20 protein-coding genes and 1 tRNA gene are annotated in these 20,947 nt (G+C 39.9%); 18 read left to right on the top strand and 3 right to left on the bottom strand.

All coding sequences use genetic code 11. The annotated features are described in order from the left end of the window. Positions 1-240: 240 nt before the first annotated feature. The 8 genes from HC246_RS21605 to HC246_RS21570 all read left to right on the top strand — a co-directional run bounded on the left by HC246_RS21605 (position 241) and on the right by HC246_RS21570 (position 11,420). The gene (locus HC246_RS21605) at positions 241-1,968 is read left to right on the top strand and encodes a GMC oxidoreductase (RefSeq protein WP_169365490.1); all 1,728 of its coding nucleotides are present in this window, start codon (positions 241-243) and stop codon (positions 1,966-1,968) included. 192 nt (positions 1,969-2,160) lie between these two features. After that, entirely contained in the window at positions 2,161-2,949 is a 789-nt protein-coding gene (locus HC246_RS21600) for a glycosyltransferase (RefSeq protein WP_169365489.1), read from the top strand. 63 nt (positions 2,950-3,012) lie between these two features. Next, positions 3,013-4,956, top strand: coding sequence for a glycoside hydrolase family 55 protein (locus HC246_RS21595; RefSeq protein ID WP_225903077.1), 1,944 nt, complete (start codon positions 3,013-3,015; stop codon positions 4,954-4,956). 301 nt (positions 4,957-5,257) lie between these two features. Then, the gene (locus HC246_RS21590) at positions 5,258-6,406 is read left to right on the top strand and encodes a glycosyltransferase family 4 protein (protein ID WP_169365488.1); all 1,149 of its coding nucleotides are present in this window, start codon (positions 5,258-5,260) and stop codon (positions 6,404-6,406) included. 75 nt (positions 6,407-6,481) lie between these two features. Then, positions 6,482-7,639 (top strand): glycosyltransferase, encoded by a 1,158-nt coding sequence (locus HC246_RS21585; protein ID WP_169365487.1) that lies wholly within the window; start codon positions 6,482-6,484, stop codon positions 7,637-7,639. Beyond that, positions 7,636-8,871, top strand: a complete 1,236-nt coding sequence (locus HC246_RS21580; RefSeq protein ID WP_169365486.1) for a glycosyltransferase family 4 protein — start codon at positions 7,636-7,638, stop codon at positions 8,869-8,871. The genes HC246_RS21585 and HC246_RS21580 overlap by 4 nt, the downstream gene beginning before the upstream one ends. Then, positions 8,872-10,032 carry a glycosyltransferase gene (locus tag HC246_RS21575; RefSeq protein WP_169365485.1) on the top strand — a complete coding sequence of 387 codons (1,161 nt, stop codon included), beginning with the start codon at positions 8,872-8,874 and terminating at the stop codon, positions 10,030-10,032. Positions 10,033-10,073: 41 nt separating this feature from the next. Beyond that, complete coding sequence (locus HC246_RS21570; RefSeq protein WP_169365484.1) at positions 10,074-11,420, top strand: hypothetical protein; 1,347 nt, start codon at positions 10,074-10,076, stop codon at positions 11,418-11,420. A 235-nt stretch (positions 11,421-11,655) separates the two neighbouring features. On the opposite strand, the gene HC246_RS21565 is transcribed toward HC246_RS21570, so the two are convergent. After that, positions 11,656-11,844 (bottom strand): hypothetical protein, encoded by a 189-nt coding sequence (locus HC246_RS21565; RefSeq protein WP_169365483.1) that lies wholly within the window; start codon positions 11,842-11,844, stop codon positions 11,656-11,658. 81 nt (positions 11,845-11,925) lie between these two features. Here HC246_RS21565 and HC246_RS21560 point away from each other — a divergent pair, with 81 nt between their 5' ends. The 6 genes from HC246_RS21560 to HC246_RS21535 all read left to right on the top strand — a co-directional run bounded on the left by HC246_RS21560 (position 11,926) and on the right by HC246_RS21535 (position 17,382). Then, positions 11,926-12,651 (top strand): GDSL-type esterase/lipase family protein, encoded by a 726-nt coding sequence (locus tag HC246_RS21560; protein ID WP_169365482.1) that lies wholly within the window; start codon positions 11,926-11,928, stop codon positions 12,649-12,651. A gap of 309 nt (positions 12,652-12,960) precedes the next feature. After that, the gene (rfbC, locus tag HC246_RS21555) at positions 12,961-13,506 is read left to right on the top strand and encodes a dTDP-4-dehydrorhamnose 3,5-epimerase (RefSeq protein ID WP_169365481.1); all 546 of its coding nucleotides are present in this window, start codon (positions 12,961-12,963) and stop codon (positions 13,504-13,506) included. Then, positions 13,503-14,522, top strand: coding sequence for a dTDP-glucose 4,6-dehydratase (rfbB, locus tag HC246_RS21550; RefSeq protein WP_169365480.1), 1,020 nt, complete (start codon positions 13,503-13,505; stop codon positions 14,520-14,522). The genes rfbC and rfbB overlap by 4 nt, the downstream gene beginning before the upstream one ends. Next, the gene (rfbD, locus tag HC246_RS21545) at positions 14,519-15,397 is read left to right on the top strand and encodes a dTDP-4-dehydrorhamnose reductase (protein WP_169365479.1); all 879 of its coding nucleotides are present in this window, start codon (positions 14,519-14,521) and stop codon (positions 15,395-15,397) included. The genes rfbB and rfbD overlap by 4 nt, the downstream gene beginning before the upstream one ends. Positions 15,398-15,458: 61 nt before the next feature. After that, the gene (locus HC246_RS21540; protein ID WP_169365478.1) at positions 15,459-16,532 is read left to right on the top strand and encodes a glucose-1-phosphate thymidylyltransferase; all 1,074 of its coding nucleotides are present in this window, start codon (positions 15,459-15,461) and stop codon (positions 16,530-16,532) included. A 175-nt stretch (positions 16,533-16,707) separates the two neighbouring features. After that, complete coding sequence (locus HC246_RS21535) at positions 16,708-17,382, top strand: SAM-dependent methyltransferase (RefSeq protein ID WP_169365477.1); 675 nt, start codon at positions 16,708-16,710, stop codon at positions 17,380-17,382. A 131-nt stretch (positions 17,383-17,513) separates the two neighbouring features. On the opposite strand, the gene HC246_RS21530 is transcribed toward HC246_RS21535, so the two are convergent. After that, positions 17,514-17,595 (bottom strand) — tRNA-Leu (locus tag HC246_RS21530). A gap of 272 nt (positions 17,596-17,867) precedes the next feature. Between HC246_RS21530 and HC246_RS21525 the strand changes: the two genes are divergently transcribed. Next, positions 17,868-18,509, top strand: coding sequence for a peroxiredoxin (locus HC246_RS21525; RefSeq protein WP_169365476.1), 642 nt, complete (start codon positions 17,868-17,870; stop codon positions 18,507-18,509). Positions 18,510-18,591: 82 nt separating this feature from the next. Here the strand turns inward: HC246_RS21525 and HC246_RS21520 are convergent, their stop codons facing one another. After that, positions 18,592-18,903, bottom strand: coding sequence for an NIL domain-containing protein (locus tag HC246_RS21520; RefSeq protein WP_126386626.1), 312 nt, complete (start codon positions 18,901-18,903; stop codon positions 18,592-18,594). A 227-nt stretch (positions 18,904-19,130) separates the two neighbouring features. Between HC246_RS21520 and HC246_RS21515 the strand changes: the two genes are divergently transcribed. From HC246_RS21515 to psb28, 3 genes are all read left to right on the top strand, one after another. Beyond that, positions 19,131-19,499: an MGMT family protein gene (locus HC246_RS21515; protein ID WP_169365475.1), complete on the top strand. Its 369-nt coding sequence runs from the start codon at positions 19,131-19,133 to the stop codon at positions 19,497-19,499. Further along, positions 19,496-20,374 (top strand): formyltetrahydrofolate deformylase, encoded by an 879-nt coding sequence (purU, locus tag HC246_RS21510; protein WP_169365638.1) that lies wholly within the window; start codon positions 19,496-19,498, stop codon positions 20,372-20,374. The genes HC246_RS21515 and purU overlap by 4 nt, the downstream gene beginning before the upstream one ends. 123 nt (positions 20,375-20,497) lie before the next feature. Continuing rightward, complete coding sequence (psb28, locus tag HC246_RS21505; RefSeq protein ID WP_169365474.1) at positions 20,498-20,839, top strand: photosystem II reaction center protein Psb28; 342 nt, start codon at positions 20,498-20,500, stop codon at positions 20,837-20,839. Positions 20,840-20,947 lie beyond the last annotated feature (108 nt).

The following is a 20,947-nucleotide window of genomic DNA, read 5'->3' as shown; positions in this document are numbered from 1 at the left end:
AAACATGATAAACAGCTCAATGCTTCTAATGAAGGATGTTTCAGATATCAAAGACCTCCGACGTTAAAGCAGTAAACATTTAGTCAACTGTATTAATTCGATAACTTTAAGAGATAACTTTTTCATAACTTTTAGATAAATTAATGTTGAATCTAGGGGGTAAGATATCTACGTGAAACAAGGATTTGTAAAGCAAAACATTTTAAATTAACTGGATATTTAACTAAAGGTACAATCAGAATGTTCATTGATGCCGAAAGTCTTGAAAATCTGACTATTTTGAATTCAGATGTTGCGGTAGTTGGCTCAGGGCCTGCTGGTATTGTGGTAGCCCTAGAGTTAGCCAAAGCAGGATTTGAAGTTGCTTTAATAGAGAGTGGACGTTTAGACTTTTCCGAGGACATCCAAAATCTTGCTGAACCGAGCTATTTCGATCCCAATTTGCATGCCCCAATGTCGGAATGCACAAGGCGGCAACTGGGCGGAACTTCGATCATCTGGGGTGGGCGATGCGTCCCTTACGATCCAATAGATTTTGATAAACGCGACTATATCCCAAAATCTGATTGGCCGGTAACCTATGAAGAGCTTGAAGGTTACTTTCAAAGGGCTTCTGACTATTTCTTTTGCGGTAAATCAGAATTTAATATCAAGAATATTCCTAATATCGAGCAGAAATCGATTGTCCCTAAATTACCTGATACCGAAGTCTTAACATCCACATTAGAGCGCTGGTCACTCCCTACCAATTTTGGCAAAGAATATTTTAATGACTTAAAACAATCTCCAAGAATAAAACTAGTTTATGGATTAACTTGTACTGAAATTTTTACTAACGATCAAGCTGATCGCGTTGAGTTAATCCAAGGCAAGACTATAGGTGGTAAGACTGTTTACATTAAATGCCAAAAGTATGTCCTAGCAGGCGGTGCTGTAAATACAACGCGTTTACTACTTGCTTCCGATAGCAAACATCATGGAGGTATTGGTAACCATAGTGGTCTCTTAGGAAAGTTCTATATGGGACATCTTTCAGGTGATATTGCTGCTATCCATTTCACAACACCACCCAAAGATACCGTATATGGATTTGATCGCGATCCAGATAACATCTATGTACGTCGTCGCTTCTCATTCACTCGTGAGTTTTTAAATGAAAAGCAGATTCCAAACATCGTGGCTTGGTTAGGATCTCCGAAGTTTGGCGATCCATCTCATCAAAACGGCATTTTATCTTCGGCATACCTCGCCTTGACTATGCCTATTCTCAAAAACTACTTAACCTCAACGGCGATGCGAAAAGCAGCGATCGGGAAGGAAGATCAAGGAATATATTGGGCGCATGTAAGAAATGTCTTGAGGGATTTCGCTCAAACTCTTACCTTTGTTCCTAGTTTTGGCTACAGTAGATATATTGCCAAACGAAAAATTCCAGCATTATTTGTATATAGTGCTGCTAACGAGTATCCTCTACATTATCACAGTGAGCAAGTACCTAACATTAATAGTAATGTGAGCCTATCCGATGAACGTGATGTGTTAGGCATGAGAAAGCTCAATATTAATCTGCAATTTACACAGCAAGATATTGATGGTGTAGTTCAAGCCCATAAATATTGGGATCAGCATTTAAGAAAACACAACTGTGGTTATTTAAAGTATGTAACTGATGATCCTGAAGCTAGTGTTTGGGAAAAGGCAGGAGATGGATTTCATCAAGTTGGAACTACTAGAATGTCAGCAAATCCTAAGGATGGTGTAGTGGGAACTAACTGCAATGTTCATGGGGTGGAAAATTTATTTGTAGCAAGTAGTTCTATTTTTGTTACTTCTGGACAAGCAAATTCCACCTTCATGATTGTGGCATTTGCATTAAGACTAACAGACCACTTAAAGCAAAATCTCAGCAATTCTCATTTCTCATTATGGAACGAGTCTATAGACTTTCAGCGATTTCCGAGATTATAAATAATTGTTCAAGCCTCTTTGTATAAGGGTTTCAAAGATCTCATTTTTCATAATGAGAATTGCTAGCAAAATTTAGGAGCAATTCATGAATTGCTCCTACTACGATAAAATGAGAGCTTCAAGGAGTTTTTGCGTAAGCACTAAAAATATAACATTTAATAAAACAGAGCGCTGAATTATAGAGGAACAAATATGAGCGACAATAATCAAAGTGGTACTCAGTTTGAAGTAGCCGCGATCGTTACCGCCATGACTGACGCTGAAAAACCGTTTGTACGAGACACCATTGAGTCCATTCTTTCAGATTTAGCTATTGGTCAAATAGTTCTTTGCATTGAAGAGAATAACAACTGGATTGATGCAACACTTAATTCTTTAGTCTCCGATCCAAGACTAGAAGTAATTCGACTTCCCCTAGTTCCATTAGGGGCTGTTCGTAATAAAGCCTTAAATCATGTTCGTATGCCTTGGGTCGCATATTGCGATGGTGATGATGTTTGGTGTAATGGAAAAACACTAATCCAACTTAATCATGCTAAAGCTACTGGATGTGACTTTGTTGGCGCTGATCATTACTTAACCAACGAAAAAGGTGAAATACGTGCGCTTGCCCCTGCACGCTATATTCCAATGCCATCTTCATGGATGGTAAAAACGGAAATTATGAAACAACATCCATTCACTGAAGCTCCTTTTTCTTTAAGCCAAGAAGAAAGTGGTGAATGGTGGAGCCGTACAAGTGGGATTGTGAGCAAGGCAAGATGTCCTAAAATGCTTTTACGCTATCGTATTCGTTCAAATAGTTTGAGTAATAAAACTCCTTCTATGCAACGTAAGGCAAAGATTGTTAGCTTAGCCAATATACCTGTACTTGGGACTATTATCCTTCTAGTTACTTGGTTGAATTGGCTATTTACGCGTCAGGATCAATATATATGGTATACAGGTTGGGGAGAACAATCGTCAAGTTTAAATAGGTAATTAATTACTCTTAACATCGTATTGACTTCATCAATTACTTGACTTGAGCATCAGGTTCCTAATATGCATCGGCAAATAATTCCTAAAGAGCCATTTACATTACAACAATTGAATTTGTCTGGTTTGCAGATGGTTATGCAGGATTTCTTCTTATTAATTGTCTTATCAGCAGTTCCAGTAATTACCACAGGTTGTTCTTCTATATTAAATATTAGAAGCGCATCGGCTGAAAATATTACTTTTCCTGATGATGCGGGTGTTATTAATGTTAAGAGCAAGTATGGAGCTAAAGGAGATGGCGTGACTGATGATACTAATGCGATCCAAACAGCTCTGAATGCATATCCTAATGGTAAGCGAATTATTTACTTACCAAATGGAACCTACTTAGTTTCTAAGACTTTAAATTGGGCTAGTGGCACAGCAGGTACAGGTAATGATTACAAAAATATCATTCTCCAAGGACAAAGTGAGAAGGGAGTAATTATAAAGCTCAAAGATAGAGCTACTGGTTTTACTGATCCCAATACACCAAAAGCTGTTATCTTCACAGGTCCCGCTCCTGCACAGCGCTTTGGGAATTCAATTAGAAATTTGACGGTGGATATAGGTGCGGGAAATCTAGGTGCTAGTGGAATTCAGTTTAATGCTAGTAATCAAGGGACGATGCGTTATGTAACTATACAATCTAGGGATGGTCGTGGGGTGATCGGTCTTGATATGGATTTTGCCGATGAGATTGGACCACTTTTGATCAAAGGATTAACAGTCAAAGGATTTCAGTATGGCATTATGACTTCTAGTACTGTCAATAGCCAAACTTTTGAGGATATCCATTTAGAAAATCAAAGTGTTTATGGTTTTTTAAATTACGGTCAAGTAATTAATATTCGTAATTTGACTAGTTACAATGCAGTACCCGTAATTAACAATAAGCTTGGGCAAATGACAATCATTGACTCCTCGTTAAATGGCGTGGGTAAAGCATCATCTCAACCTGCAATTGGTAATGGAGATCGCATGTTAGCTCGCAATATCAATACGTCAGGTTATAGGGTAGCCATTGAAAGCGGCAAAAATGGGGTAAATGCACCAAAGGTATCTGAATTTGTAACTGGTTCTGTCGTTAGATTGTCTGACTCTCCGTTAAAAACTCTGAATTTGCCGATTAAGGAGACTCCTGATGTTCCTTGGGATGATCCAGTTCAAACTCCCTGGGCAAATGTTGTTACTTACGGAGCAATTCCCAATGATGGGAAAGATGATACATCTGCCATTCAAGCAGCGATCGACTCTGGCAAGACAACTGTTTATTTCCCTGCAGGAGGCACATTTGAAATTCAGGGAACGGTTCTGATTCGCAATAATGTACGACGAATTTTAGGAACTGAAGGTAGAGTTAGAGCGATTAGCAAGGATGCGAAGTTGAAGGTAGTTGACGGGACTAGCCAAGTTGTTGTCATTGAAAGGATCGCAAATGGCTATGATTTTCCCCTAACAGTTGATAATGCTTCTTCACGGACTGTAGTTTTAAAAAATCTACTTGACATTAGAGGAGATATGACAGGACCTGGTGATGTATTTATTGAGGATGTCGGAGGTGGTAATTGGCAATTTGGGAAACAAAATATTTGGGCTAGACAGTTTAATGTAGAAAATGCTGGTACTCACATTACAAATAATGGTGGTAATCTTTGGATTTTTGGACTAAAAACTGAACGAGGAGGCACGCTCATTGACACTAAAAATACTGGTAGAACTGAACTATTGGGCGGTTTAGCTTATACGACCACGCCTGCACCTGATGGCACTCAAATTTATCCTATGTTCATCAATAATGAGTCTTCTATTTCAATTACTTTAGGAGAAATTAATTACGGTAATGGTTTCAATTACACAACTTATGTGAGAGAAATAAAAGGTAGGATCACACGTAATCTGCTTGATCGCAGTCTGCCAAACTACTCAGGTAGTGGTAAGCATATTCCCCTTTATGTCGGATATTAAAGCCATGAGAATTTTTACATATTTCTTAAACCGTAGTAGTATCCATTTCTTAGACTGATTCATCTAGGTTAATATTGCCTATATTACTGTGTCGAATCAATCAGGTTAGAATAGTAAAAAATATGATAGAAGAGTTCTTCCTCGCTACTTATCAGGATTATGATATTAGATATCTCCTTAAATTAGTTTTCTCCATACCCAATGTTAGGATTTACTAGTTTTTTAAATCAAAACTCTAATTTTTGACCGCCATTGCTGTATCTGTTGTTACAACTTAGTTATTTATTATTACTACTGAAAAATGCAGAATGTTGACAGTTTTCGTATTGCGTGGCTTCTTCCTGTGGCATGGTTTTATTGGCAACCTGTCTTAAGTGAATTTACTAGTTTATTTCCTGAAACGACAGTATTTACAGGACTTTTTCCTGGATTTGCTAGGAACTTAGAAGGGACGTTCAAAATTGAGATTGTAGGCAAGTTTCAGGTAATTGAGATTACTAAAAACAACAGTAATTATGGAAATAATTTCACAAATTTATCGCTAAAAATTGTCAATCATTTGATTAAACTAAAACCAAAGGTTATATTTTCGAGTTCATTTGGTATTTGGACAATTATAGCTTTGCTGCTAAAACCGTTTCTCTGGTGGCGAGTCATCATTGCTTATGAGGGAAGTTCCCCAGGAGTTGATTATCGCAACTCGCCAATTAGGTTATTCGTGAGAAGACTAATGGTTTGGATGGCTGATGCCTACATCAGTAATAGCCAAACAGGAGGAAACTACTTAATTGAAATACTGAATGCTAACAAGGACAAGGTTTTTGTGCAACCTTATGAAATACCAGATGAGCGTACTCTTCCCAGTTATGTTGAAGGTTTTGAGTTAGATATCTCGTCAGACCAACGTCCTGTCTTCATATTTGTTGGTCAAGTAGTTCCTCGTAAGGGTTTACCACTACTTCTCCAAGCTTTTGCAGTATTACAAGAAAGAGGCTATAACCACTACACTCTTCTAGTAGTAGGAGATGGTGAGCAACGTGAGGAATTAGAAGCCTTTTGCAAGGAACATAATCTCAGCGATCGCGTGCAATGGACAGGAAGAGTTGCCTATGATCTTATTGGTAGCTATTTTCGCAATGCAGATATTTTTGTATTCCCCACATTGGAAGATACTTGGGGTGTAGTTACTTTAGAAGCTATGTTGTTAGGTAAACCAATTCTTTGCTCTCAAGGTGCGGGCACTTCAGAACTGATTATTGATGGCGAGAATGGCTATGTATTTACACCAGATGACCATAATAAGTTAGCTGATCTAATTCAAAACTTCTTAGATCATCCAGAACTAATTGCTTCTATGGGCGATCGCTCTAGACAAATTATGGCTCAGTACAATCCAGTTGCCGCAGCACAATGTTTAGCCAATGTCACCAATCTGGTGATGAGAAAATAATTCGGGGCATTTACAAAACATCAATGGTGAGCTTGTCAACACAATAACAATGATAGAAATACAGTAAATAGAGTAATGAGCACACCTAAGATTTCTATACTGACACATAATATTGGTGGAGGTGTTTTCACCAACCTCTGCACCGCACTTGTGCGAGGATTTAAAGAGTTAGGAGTAGATTGTAACGTCGTTGTTTTAAATGCTAGTGATGCGGAATTAGCCAAATGCGGAGATCTTCCCGTCATTACTCTGAATGTAAAACGAACTACTTTCTCTCTCTTGGCAACTGCCCGTTATCTGCGAGAATATCAACCAGATATAATTTTGCCGATGCCTTGGTATTTTAATATTGTAGCAATTTGGGCTAAATATTTAGCAGGAACCAAGACAAAGGTAGTTATAGGAGAACATAACATTATTAGTCTTGAGGCTAGTATTGAGCATCGTGATAAACTTCATCTCCGATTTCTCCCAGTTTTGATGCGCTACACCTATCCTTTTGGAGATGGTTTAATTGGAGTATCTAAAGATACAGTCACAGATTTAGTAGAAACACTCAAGATTGCTGCAAAGATACCCATGCAAGTAATTTTGAATCCAATTAATCCTCAAAGTGTGGACAAACTCTCTCAGGAAACCATTAACCATGATTGGTTCCAAAACTCAGATGTCCCAGTTATTGTCACAGCCGCCAGATTAGCCAAACAAAAACAACTTGATGTTTTAATTCAAGCATTTGCCCAAGTGCTTAAGGTGTCTCCAGCTAGACTGCTAATTTTAGGAGAAGGACCTTTGCGATCTGAGCTTGAATCTCTATGTCAGAGCTTAGGTATAGCAGAATCAGTATGTATGCCTGGATATGATCCCAACCCCTATCGCTATATGGCAAATTGCGATTTATTTGTATTGGCATCTGCTTGGGAGGGTTGCCCGATCGCTTTGCAGGAAGCAATGGCTTGTGGCGCAGCCGTAGTAGTAACTGATGCTCCTGGTGGGATGAAAGATATTGTTGACTATGGCAAATATGGCATATTAGTAAAAACAGGTGATCCTGATGCCTTAGCTCAAGGAATGCTGCAAGTGCTGACTCAACCAGAATTAAAACAACATTATCGGGAGCAGTCAAAACAGCGATCGCAAGATTTTGATTACTTAAAAATCAGTAAGCAGTACCTAGAATTTTGTCAATTGGTGTTGGATATTCCTCGCAACAAGGAGGCACTGGGAAGATGAAGATACTTTTGTCTGCCTATGCTTGTGAACCAGGACGTGGTACGGAGTTAGGAGTTGGTTGGAACACTGCCCGCGAGGTAGCACGTTATCACGAAGTTTGGGTGTTGACTAGACCTGACGATGGGCGTGAGGCGATCGAAGCTGAGCTAGAACGGAATCCAGTCCCTAATCTGCACTTTGTTTATTTTACCCTGCCTATCTGGGGGGCTGGGTGGAAATGGGGGCAGGGAGCCTTTCAAATTCACTATTATCTTTGGCAGATTCAAGCATATTTTGTAGCTCTCAAGTTGCATCGTGAAATAGGCTTTGATTTGGCTCATCATGTTACCTTTGTCAAATATTCCACTCCCAGTTTCTTGTCTCTATTACCGATTCCATTTATTTTTGGTCCAGTCGGCGGCGGCGAATCAACCCCTAAAGCTTTTGAGCAAAACTTTAGCGGGCGCGGCAAAATTTACGAGTTTTTGCGTGGCTGTGCTCGCTGGGTTGGTGAGCACGATCCTTTTACTCGTATGACTGTACGTCGCAGTATTCTCAATTGGGCGACAACTCCAGAGACATCGGAACGGCTCACGAAACTAGGAGCAAAGAAAGTTGAAGTACTTTCTCAGGTAGGTTTATTACCCGAAGAAGTAACTTATTTAGCAAGCTTCCCACTTCCCGATTCTGTGCCCCTTCGATTTATTAGTATTGGTAGATTTTTGCATTGGAAAGGATTTCACTTAGGTCTAAGAGCTTTTGCTCAAGCAAACTTACCCAAAGAAGCAGAATATTGGCTGATTGGTAATGGTCCAGAACAAGATCGTTTACTGCAGATGGCATCTGATTTAGGGATTGCAGATCAAGTTAAGTTTTTGGCTGAAATGCCACGAGATGAACTATTACAAAAGTTGGCTAGTTGCATAGCTTTAGTACATCCTAGTTTGCATGAATCAGGTGGCTTTGTGTGTTTAGAAGCGATGGCAGCAGGGAGACCTGTAATTTGTCTTGATTTAGGTGGTCCATCAGTTCAAGTAACTGACCAGACGGGTTTTAAAATTCCTGCACTGGATCCTGAACAAGCTGTGACAGGATTAGCTCAGGCAATAAATCGTTTAGCTACTGACCTAACTTTGCGATCGCAAATGGGACTTGCTGGTCGGCAGAGAGTCAATCAACTATTTAATTGGGAAACCAAGGGCAAGTTCCTAGTTGATGTTTATGCAAAAGTTTTGTCACAAAAGGAGGAATAGATGCGGATTCTAACGATTCATAACTACTATCAACAACCTGGTGGCGAAGAGCAAATTTTTGCTACTGAAAGCGCCTTGCTAGAATCTCATGGTCATGAGGTTATTCGTTATACTCTTGATAACGATGATATTGCCAAGGTGAATCCATTACTTTTGGCTAAAAAAACTTTATGGAATGGTAAGGTTTATCGTGATCTGCGATCGCTAATTCGTGAACAAAAGCCACAAATTGCCCATTTTCATAATACATTTCCCCTAATCTCCCCTTCGGCATACTATGCAGCTAAAGATGAAGGTGTCGCTGTAGTTCAAACTCTACATAACTATCGTTTACTATGCCCCAATGCTTTGTTTTTTCGAGAAGGTCGGATCTGTGAAGATTGCTTGGGCAAAGTACCAATATCAGGAATAATTCACGGATGCTACCGAAATAGTCGTAGCGCTAGTGCGATGACTGCGGCAACAATTAGCTTTCATTCGCTACTAGGAACTTGGAGCAATGCTGTAGATACATTTATTGTCTACAGCAAGTTTGCTGTGGACAAATTCATCCAAGGTGGATTGCCCGCCGAAAAAATTTCCTTCAAAACAAACTTTCTACACCCAGCCCCCGAGCCTGATAACGGTGATGGTGGATATGCTTTGTTTGTCGGTCGATTATCGGTTGAAAAAGGCTTGGGCGTAATGCTTGATGCATGGAGACAACTAGAAGGTAAAATTCCTCTCAAAATTCTAGGAGATGGTCCTATGGCAAGTTTAGTAACTGAAGCTGCTAAGGAAATGCCAGAAATCGAGTGGTTGGGACGCAGACCCTTAGAAGAAGTGTATAAGATTGTTGGTAAGGCTGCTTTTCTGGTATTTCCTTCTGAGTGGTTTGAAACTTTTGGACGAGTAGCGATCGAAGCTTTTGCTAAAGGTACGCCAGTAATAGCTTCAAATATTGGGGCGATCTCTGAGCTGATAGAACATCAACATAATGGAATGCTCTTTCGCCCAAGTAATCCCACAGACTTAGCAGAGCAAATCAAGTGGTTATTGGCACATCCCCAAGAGCTAAGTCAGATGCGACTGAATGCGAGAAATGAATTTGATGCTAAATATACTGCTGAAGATAACTACAAACGATTGATAGAGATTTACCAGACGATCCTAAAAAAATGAACTGGCATCCATATTTTTAGTAACAAAACATGGACTAGTACATGAGAACATTAGCAGAAACAACACCCAAAAGAGAAGGGTATATCACAAACTCAAGCTTAACTTTGTTTGGGCTTGGCACAGCATTGTTTCCTCGAGTTTTTACAGCTTTAAAGATACCAACTGCTATTAACTTCTTACATTTTGTAACAATTCCACTTGCCTGTGGATCAGTACTACTGAAATCTCGGAGTAAAGATCTTAAACAAATTGCAATTTCCAAAACTATATTACTGAGTTTATTCCTTTTTCTTATAGTTGTCTTTATTAGTGCTTTATTAAATGAAGCAGGTGTGGTTAATGCGGTTCTCGATTATTTATTACTTGCTGAACCATTTATTGTCATCTTAACGATTGTCAGTATACCGATGACGATAGAAATCTATCAACGATTTCGCAAATGGATTTTACAAGCTGCCATGATTAACATGCTATTTGCTTATGTACAAAAGTATGTTTTTCATATGGAAAAACTAGAAGGTTTAGAAGACAATATCAAAGGGATTTTTATTGGGCAGGGAGCTGGGCATGTGCTAGGTGGTTCTGTTGCTATGACTTTTGCGGGTTACTACTTAGTTACAGCCAAAACTAAACCACTTTGGTTTCGCATTGTGATATTTCTAGCTTGTTTTAATCATATTATTATTTCAGACACAAAACAGGTGTTACTATCATTTATAGCTGGATATGTACTCCTTTATCTAATCAATATCAAGGATATTAGAAAAACATTAATATACTTAATACTAGGATCTATATTTTTGAGTGTTTTCTATTGGGCAATTTATAATATTGAATATCTCACTTCCTATACAGTGTGGATTCGCCCAGAGATTTATGGTCCAGATGGGGAAGCAACTCGATTAAAACTTGCAACCTTTCGTCTTGTTCCTCAATATTTTCATTCTCCTTTTAACTGGTTATTTGGATTAGGTCCTGGGCATACAGTTGGCAGATTAGGTGGATGGATGTTAGAGACATACTGGAATTTACTAGCTCCACTAGGCGCAACTATACATCCTGTTAGCAAAGAGATTTGGCGAACAGTAGCTGCTAGTTGGTTGGGCGATCAATCGAGTCTATTTTCACCCCTATTTGGTTGGGCTGGTATTTGGGGAGATTTAGGTTTTATGGGATTAGGAGCATATTTCTATATGGCATTTGTAGTCTGGCGTTATGTTTGTGTGACTGATTTTTCTAAGTACCTAATGCTAACAGTATTCGTATTTGGTTTAATATTTTCACAGCTTGAGGAACCAGGATATAGCCTATTTGTAGCTAGTATGATTGGATTAGGGTGGCAGGATATTAGAATTGCAACACAAACTAGGTTTTTATCTAATATTTAATAATGCTACGCTTTCAACATTTCCTCTTGTTTTTAATTCAGAGTAACTAGCTGCTGCTTGCTATTAATAGATATTAATAGATTTAACGCGAGTTCGGGATAATTTGAAACTGGCTTTGAGAGAGGGTTTGCGTAGCAAATCCTCTCTCAAAGCCCAAAAATAAAAACCTTGCTAAGCAAGGCTTTTATTTTTGGGCTTTTGAAATTTGCCAGCTTAATCCGAACTGACGTTAGATTTAGGGCAAGTCAAATTTGTTGAGAATGCTTAAGGCAATAGCTGTGATAACAATTTGGACAATGACTTGTACAGGAGTTTGTTTGTTACCACCTTCTCCACCACTTTCTTGAGCTAGGACAGGAGAAGCAATGCATAGAAATAGCACAATAAAAATAGATAAAATAAATAATTTAGACTTAGAAAACATGTGATTCAGGAATTATAATTTTTCCGCAAAAAGCTTTATTAAAAGAATTAAATTATCAGAAATTGATTTCCCATAATTCAGATGCAGCAAGCAAAAAATATTTTTAAGCTAATAGCTATTGCGATCGCCAAATTGATTTTACCAATTTTATGGCAACGATGGGAACAGCAAAAATCTCGTTTAGATGATTGGGCACAACTACAAATTTATCACCAACATAATCTTGCCCTACCTCCTCCGACAACAGGTGAGAACCGCATTGTTTTTTTTGGTGATTCTATCACTGAATTTTGGGATTTAGAAAGTACTTTTCCTGATAAAAAATATATTAATAGGGGTATATCGGCTCAAACGACACCACAAATGCTCGTCCGCTTTCGCCCCGATGTGCTGTCACTTCAGCCTAGGGTTGTAGTGATCCTTGCTGGGATTAATGATATTGCTGGTAATACAGGGGCAACAACGTTAGACATGGTAGAGGGCAACTATATATCATTCAGTGAACTGGCTCAGATGAACCATATTCAAGTGATCTTTGGTTCAGTATTGCCCATTAATGACTGGAGTGCACTTAACCAGACAGAACCACAGGCAAATCTAAAGATTTGCACTTTGAATAGCTGGCTCAAAAACTATTGTCAAAAACATCAACATGTTTATCTAGACTATCACAACCATATGGTAGATGATACAGGCAGGCTACGAACAGAATTATCTGATGATGGTCTACATCCAAATACTAAAGGATATGAAGTAATGGCCGAGTTGGTAGAAGACGCAATCAAGAAAGCGATCGCACAAATATAAATTCTTTATCAAAATTTGTCACAAGAATGTCTAGTAGATGAATTGGCGCTTAACTATAATCCCTAAAAAGCTAAATTGATATGACTACTTAAGTATTAAGCTAATGGTTAGGTAGGTTAAGTAACTGGGAATAATTAAAAAATAGAGTCAAAACCTTTATTAAATCGTGCCCCGCAGGTTTTGGGGCTTTATATTTAATTGTGCCCATCTACTTAAATAATTATTGAAAAGTTTCTTGAAAAATACAGGTAGAATAGTTATAAATTTAAAATCTCGCATTCAATTAGAATAGAATCTAACCAACATTGCATGAAAGTTGAAATTACAGCAATTCCCGACGTTTTACTGATTACTCCTAAAGTATTTGCGGATGCGAGAGGATTTTTTTATGAGTCCTATAATCATCAAACTTTTGTTGAAAAAACAGGATTAGATATTAATTTTGTTCAAGATAATCATTCCCGATCGCAAAAAAATGTTTTGCGAGGATTGCATTATCAAATTGGTAAGCCCCAAGGCAAATTAGTGAGAGCTTTGGTTGGCACAATTCAAGATGTTGCTGTCGATTTACGGAAAAGTTCACCAACTTTTGGGCAATCAGTTAGCTATATTCTCAGCGCCGAAAACTATCAGCAATTGTGGATTCCCGCAGGCTTTGCCCATGGTTTTGCCGTATTGTCTGACGTGGCAGAAGTAGCTTATAAAGCTACAGACTACTATGCGCCTGCGGAGGATCGCTGTCTACTGTGGAACGATCCTGATGTAGCGATCGCATGGCAACTTAGTGATACACCAATTGTGTCTGCTAAGGATGCTGTTGGCAAACTATTAAAAGAAGCGGAGTTATTTGCATGAGTTCAGCAGAAAGATTTCAAAAAGTACTCATCACAGGTGGAGCAGGTTTCATTGGCTCTAACTATGTGCATTATGCCTTGACCCATCATCCAACTTGGGAGATTGTGGTAATCGATAAGCTTACCTATGCGGGCAATCTTGATAATCTAAAGGATGTTAGCGATCGCATTACTTTCATTGAAGGGGATATTGCTAATCCCGAAGATGTGGAAAAAGCGGTAAATGGTGTGGATGCAATTCTCAACTTTGCGGCTGAGAGCCATGTTGATCGAAGTCTACGTGATCCCTTGCCCTTCATTCGCACCAACATTGAGGGAACATTACTGCTATTAGAAGCAGCACGCAAGCATCAAATCAAGCGATTCCTCCATGTATCTACTGATGAAGTTTATGGGGATTTAGTTGGTAGCGATCGCCACTCTTTGGAAACCGATCCTCTGTCACCACGTAGTCCTTACGCTGCATCAAAGGCAGGAGCGGAGCATCTGGTATTTTCCTATGGGATTAGTTACGGATTAGATGTGGTAATTACTCGTGGTTCAAATACCTATGGGCCTTATCAATATCCTGAAAAGATTATTCCGCTCTTTGTTACCAACGCTCTAGAGTCAAAGTCTTTGCCCATCTATGGTAAAGGTGAAGCTGTTCGGGATTATCTGTATGTAGAAGACCATTGCTCAGGCATTGATACGGTACTCCATGCGGGTGAAAGTGGTAACGCCTATAACATTGGCGCGAGGGTACAAATCAATGGGATTGAAGTTGCGACAACTGTTTTAGGGTTGCTTGACCGCCCTGAATCATTAATGCAGTATGTCAGCGATCGCCCCGGTCATGACTACCGCTACTCCGTTGACCCTAGTGCTGCTGAGACCTTGGGATGGGAACGGAAATGGGACTTTAAACGCGGTATTGCCCAAACCGTTGCTTGGTATCAACAAAATGCTGATTGGTGGCAAGCGGTCAAAGACAAAAAGGTATTCCAAGAGCATTATAAAGAATGGTACGCCAGATGACGAATGTACTCAAAGTTGCTTTGATTGGGGCAAATGGTCAGTTAGGGTCAGATATTGTCAGTCACTTTTCGCAAAGCGATCGCTATCAACTCACGGCTTTGACTCGTGCTGATGTGGATATCACACAAGCAGAGTCAGTACAAAAAGCTTTAACCAGTCAAAAATTTGATGTGGTGATCAATAGTGCTGCCTATGTAAGGGTTGATGATTGTGAGCAAGAAGTTGAAACAGCTTTTAAGGTCAATGCTTTCGGTGCTTTACATGTAGCTAGGGCTTGTCGCGAGATTGATGCTCTTTCTGTGTATATCAGTACTGATTACGTCTTTCGAGGCGATCAGTCATCTGGCTATACAGAATCAGATCTGCCAGATCCGATCAGCATTTATGGCGCATCCAAATTTGCAGGTGAGAATCTAGTTAGGCAAACTACGCCGCGATCCCTAATTTTGCGAATTTCTAGCGTATTTGGTAAGGCAGGGGCAAGTGGGAAAGGTGGCAACTTTATCGAGACAATCATCAAAAAAGCAAAGGCAGGTGATCCCCTGAAGGTAGTCAATGACATGTTTATGTCACCGACCTATACCTACGATGCTGCTAGATTGTTAGATGAGCTTTTGCAATCAGGCACTATCGGGGTAATTCATGGAGCGAATACAGGCATTTGCTCATGGCATGAGTTTGCGACTCAAGCTCTAAAGCTCGCCAATATCTCCCATCCCATTGAGTCAATTCCTGCTTCGGCATTTCCTACTAAGGCAACTAGACCGATGAACTCGGCGCTTACTAGCGATCGCTTAGAAAGCATCACAACTTTGAAGATGCGTCCTTGGCAAGAAGCTCTGACTGCTTATTTAACCGAAAAATCCTATCGTTAGTTTTAGAATGGGCAGCGCTTGGTACTGCCCATCTTCGTATTCACTATCCAAAACCAAAAACATGAAAGCTCTCATTCTCTCTGGTGGTAAAGGCACAAGATTACGACCACTCACCTATACAGGTGCAAAACAACTAGTCCCCGTCGCTAATAAGCCGATTCTTTGGTATTGCATTGAAAGCATTGTTGCGGCAGGGATTACGGATATTGGCATTATCATTAGCCCTGAAACTGGCGAGGAAGTAAAAACCAAAACAGGCAATGGCGATCGCTTTGGTGCAAAGATCGAATATATTCTGCAAGCTGAACCTCTAGGACTAGCCCATGCGGTTAAAATTGCCCAGCCATTCCTTGGTGATGACTCTTTCATCATGTTCCTTGGTGATAACTTAATCGAATCCCAATTGGAGAAGTTTTTAGCCAATTTCCAGCAGAAACAACTAGATGCTCTTATCTTATTGCGGCAGGTGGCTGATCCTACTGCTTTTGGGGTTGCAACCGTTGACGAATCGGGCAAGGTGCTGCAACTAGTGGAAAAACCAAAGAATCCTGCATCAAATCTGGCGCTAGTTGGTGTGTATTTCTTCAAAAACACAATTCATACGGCGATCTCTCAAATTGCACCATCGGCTAGAGGTGAATTAGAAATTACCGATGCGATCCAGAAACTAATTGACACTGACAAAAATGTAGCTGCTTCAGAGCTAGAGGGGTGGTGGCTAGATACAGGTAAAAAGGATGACATTCTTGCTGCCAACCAGATTGTGCTGGATGCCCGACTGAAGTCTAAGAATCTAGGTGAAGTGGATGCTGACAGCAACATTAGCGGACGTGTCGAAATTGGAGTAGGCTCTAAAGTTACTAACTGCAAAATTCGGGGACCTGTAGTTATTGGTGAAAACTGTCACCTCGAACATGCCTATATTGGTCCCTATACGAGCATTAGCGATCGCGTCACGATTATCGATACTGATATTGAACATAGCGTGATCCTCAATGACACTAATATTACGGGTATCCATCAGCGCATTGTTGATAGTGTGCTTGGACAGAGGGTAAAAATGCAGGTTTCACCGAAACGTCCACAAGCATTACGATTTCTCGTCGGTGATGATTCTCAACTGGAAATTATGTAATTTGAATTAATAGATATTTAAGCTGTTCTTCGCACAGCTTAAATATCTATTGCAGCCTATTTAGGGTTTGTGTAGTACAGATAAATTTTGAAAAAGCTTGCGAAGCAAGCTTTTTCAAAATTTATCTGGGTTTTAAGAAAGCGCAAAGCGCTGTAACTTGAGCCTAAAGTGAAAAATGATATTAGATCAGATTGTGCCTTTTGGAAGGTCAAAGGCTGAATATGAGTTGATGTTTGGGTTGTCGGATGGCGATCGCCATAAATCCATCATTGGTATTGGTGATGGGCCTGCGAGCTTTAATGCTGAGATGACCACCGCAGGTTATCAAGTTACATCGATAGATCCCATATATCAATTTACGGCAAGCAAAATCAAAAGCCGCTTTGATGCTTGTGTAGACGATATTATTGAGCAGGTGCGGAATACGCCAGACAATTGGGTATGGATCTATCACAAGTCCCCTGATGATTTACGTGCTAATCGCGAAAATGCGATCGCACTATTTCTAGAAGATTATGATCGCGGGAAAGCTGAAGGCAGATATATCAAGGCTGAATTGCCGAAACTAGAGTTTCCTAATCAACAATTTCAACTTGCGCTCTGTTCCCATTTTCTATTTCTCTATTCCGAGCATCTAAGTTTTGAGTTCCATTTAGAATCAATTCGTGAACTTTGTCGTATTGCCGAAGAAGTCAGGATTTTTCCATTGTTAACGCTTGCTCAAGTGCGATCGCCTTATATCGATCAAGTATGTAGCATTCTAGCTAGCGAAGGCATTAGTTCAGAAATTGTGCAAGTTCCCTACGAGTTACAAAAGGGTGGCAATCAAGCAATTATCTTTCGACAATAAAAAAGCTCGCCTAGCGAGTTTTTTACAGCAATTACTGAGTAAATGAACCCCAAGAAGAATTTTGAAAGCGTTGCTTTGCAACGCTTTCAAAATTCTTCTTGGTTTGGGTTTGAGCGCAAAGCGCTGTATGATGCGGAACGGGGGACTTGAACCCCCAAGTCTTTCGACACATGTACCTGAAACATGCGCGTCTACCAATTCCGCCAGTTCCGCGTTTGGTATTTTAGGACTACAATTAGCTGTTAGCAATTAGCTGTTAGCTTGTAAGTGAGATGTTGCTTCTCACTTGCAGATATCAAGTTTGCTGTAAAGATTGCACAATGTCAATAATCAAAACCCATAAAGTAAAGTTAAGCCTAACTCTAGTTTATAGTTTTTATGCCATAATCTACAGTAAAGCGATGGGAATACCGCATTATAAGACTGGCGATTTTCCCAGTAATCTTGTATCTTAGATTTGTAACAACGAAGACTGAACTAAAACTATGACACTGCGTTTAGGCGATACCGTACCCGATTTTACTCAAGACTCTACTGATGGCGTGATTAATTTTCATGAGTGGATCGGTGATAGCTGGGCAATTCTATTTTCGCACCCTAAAGATTTCACCCCTGTTTGTACCACTGAGCTAGGAACCGTTGCTAAGCTCAAGCCAGAATTTGATAAGCGCAACATAAAAGCGATCGCTTTGAGTGTTGATGGTGTTGAATCTCACAAGGGATGGGTTGGCGATATTGAAGAAACCCAAAGCACCAAGCTTAACTACCCTATTCTTGCCGATGAAGACAAGAAGGTTTCAGAGCTTTATGGCATGATTCACCCTAACTCTTCCACAGGTAATACATTGACTGTGCGATCGGTATTCATCATTGATTCCAATAAGAAGCTTCGCCTCACCTTGACCTATCCTGCTAGTACAGGTCGCAACTTTGATGAAATTTTGCGCGTGATTGATTCACTGCAATTGACTGACAACTACAGCGTTGCTACACCTGCTAACTGGAAAGATGGTGATGACTGTGTGATTGTGCCTTCAGTTTCTGATGAGGAAGCTAAGACCAAATTCCCTAAAGGTTTCAATCCTGTGAAGCCATACTTGCGTTTGACTCCTCAGCCTAACAAGTAATTGCCCAAAGTTCTCTGTGCTAAGCACAGAGAACTTTGAAAACAAAACAAAAAGGCTTGCTAAGCAAGCCTTTTTGTTTTGTTTACCAGCTTTCGTCCTCGACAGCTGTTTTATCCCAAATTTCTAAATCTAGCTCTTCTAGATAAATAATTCCACTTTGTATTTGTTGGGTTGTTCCAGTTAGTTCTAAGGTGAACCAGCCATCATCTTCTGGATTTTCTCCAAGAAGTGCAGCAATGATAGTCACAGTCAGTCCGTGTTCACAGGAGAGGCGAGAGATAATTGGCTCTCCGTAGCAACTTCTCGGTACGCGCATAGCTATACGTGTAGTCGTCCGTCGCTTTTCCTCTATATTTACGGTAGCTCTGGAATCGATGCATTCCGCCGCTAGCATTGAAGTTTCTCCAGTGCAAATGTCTTAATGTTTTGACATAACCATGATAGCTAAAGTTTTACGGAAATGAAAGTGATTTGAGTCACCAAATCGATAAAGAGTATAAAGTTTTACTATCTGGATATTTAGATGATGCCTTATCACGGTTTTCAATGAGTGCATACTCATTAAAAACTAATTTATGCCCTTATGGTATGCGGCGTTTTGCGACTGTATATTTGCTAATTATGACCAAAGAAGCAACAAGCTACGATCGCATTTACGAAATTGTGCGTCAAATTCCACGAGGTTACGTGGCTACCTATGGACAGATTGCTGAGCTTGCCAATTTAGCGAGAAAAGCCCGTGTAGTCGGCTATGCACTCTATCGTGTGGATATGCAATCTTTAGATGTGCCTTGGCAGCGAGTGGTGAATGCCAAGGGGGAAATTTCACTATCGCCTTTACGCTTTGGGACTGACTATTTGCAGCGATCGCTTCTTGAAGCAGAAGGAATTATTTTCAGTCCCACAGGTAAAATCGATCTACGCAAATATTTATGGAAACCTGATTTAGGATGGGCAGTGACAAGCGCTGACCATCACAATATTAAATAACTATGACAACTGCAACTTTACTAGTTTCTTGTCCAGATCAAAAAGGCTTAGTCGCAAAAATTTCGGACTGGGTGTTTTCCCACGGTGGCAATATTCTCCATGCCGATCAACATTCTGATAGTACGGCAGGGCTATTTTTAATGCGGGTTGAATGGGAATTGGATAGCTTTGATCTAGCGCGAGAAGAGATTGCCCCGACCTTTGAGAAACTAGCGATCAATATCCATGCTAAATGGAATATTCATTTTTCTGACTATGTGCGCCGTATTGCCATTTTTGTCTCGAAACAGGATCACTGTTTGTATGATTTGATCCTGCGGCAGCGATCGCATGAACTTGATGCCGTGATCCCCGTTGTCATTAGTAACCATCCTGATTTAGAAAAGGTCGCGCATAACTTTGGGATTAATTATCATCACATTGCGATCAATCCTGAAAATAAGTTGGAGCAAGAGAAAAAGCAACTAGAACTACTCAACCAATACAAGATTGATTTGGTGGTTCTGGCGAAATATATGCAGGTACTTAGTCCAAATTTTCTGTCAAAGTTTTCGCAAGTAATTAATATCCACCATTCCTTTTTGCCTGCTTTTGCGGGAGCAAATCCCTATCAAAGAGCCTATAAACGTGGCGTAAAGATTATTGGGGCAACAGCTCATTATGTAACCGATGAACTCGATGAGGGACCAATTATTGAGCAGGATGTGATTCGGGTGTCCCATCGCGATTCAGTTACCGATCTGATTCGTAAAGGTAAAGACTTAGAGCGAATTGTTTTGGCTAGGGCTGTCAGACAACATTTACAAAACCGAGTATTGGTTTATGGTCAATCTGCTAACTCAGGTTTGGGACTGAGGACTGTAGTATTTGATTAGACGCAAAGACTAAAAGCTGAAAACTGAATGTGATTGGCAACACATTTAATCTGCATGGTTGCTGCTTTTAGGTTATGTTAATAACATTACAAATTTTAACAATTTTTATTCAAGGTTTTAAAAATGACAGCAAGAATACAGTTAGCGATCGGCATTGATGAAGAAGCTTCCGATGTAAAAATCACCAGATCTAAGGATGGAGATACCAGCGTTGCTGTGTTTTTCTTTGATTCACCTAACTGTATGTCTGGCGCAAATGCTGGCAATAATGAAATTTTGGGAATGTACATGATTGATGAAGAGGGGCAAATGGTGACGCGCAACGTCAACGCCAAATTCATCAATGGCAAGTCTGCGGGAATTGAAGCAATTCATAAACTCAATGGACAGTCTGAATGGGAACGCTTTTTGAGATTTATGAATCGCTATGCTGAAGCTAATGGTATGAGTCTCAATAAAGCTTAAATCTATAGCGACGTAAAAAAGGTAGCGACACAAAGTGTCGCTACCTTTTTTTCACTAAGGGACTTGCTATTAATTAAAGTACCTGTGGCTTCGACTCCGCTCAGCCAA

The sequence above is a fragment of the Pseudanabaena yagii GIHE-NHR1 genome, assembly GCF_012863495.1.
GTDB classification, from domain to species: domain Bacteria; phylum Cyanobacteriota; class Cyanobacteriia; order Pseudanabaenales; family Pseudanabaenaceae; genus Pseudanabaena; species Pseudanabaena yagii.
The sequence above is the reverse complement of the archived record's forward strand: the minus strand, read 5'-3'. Positions and strand labels throughout refer to the sequence as shown.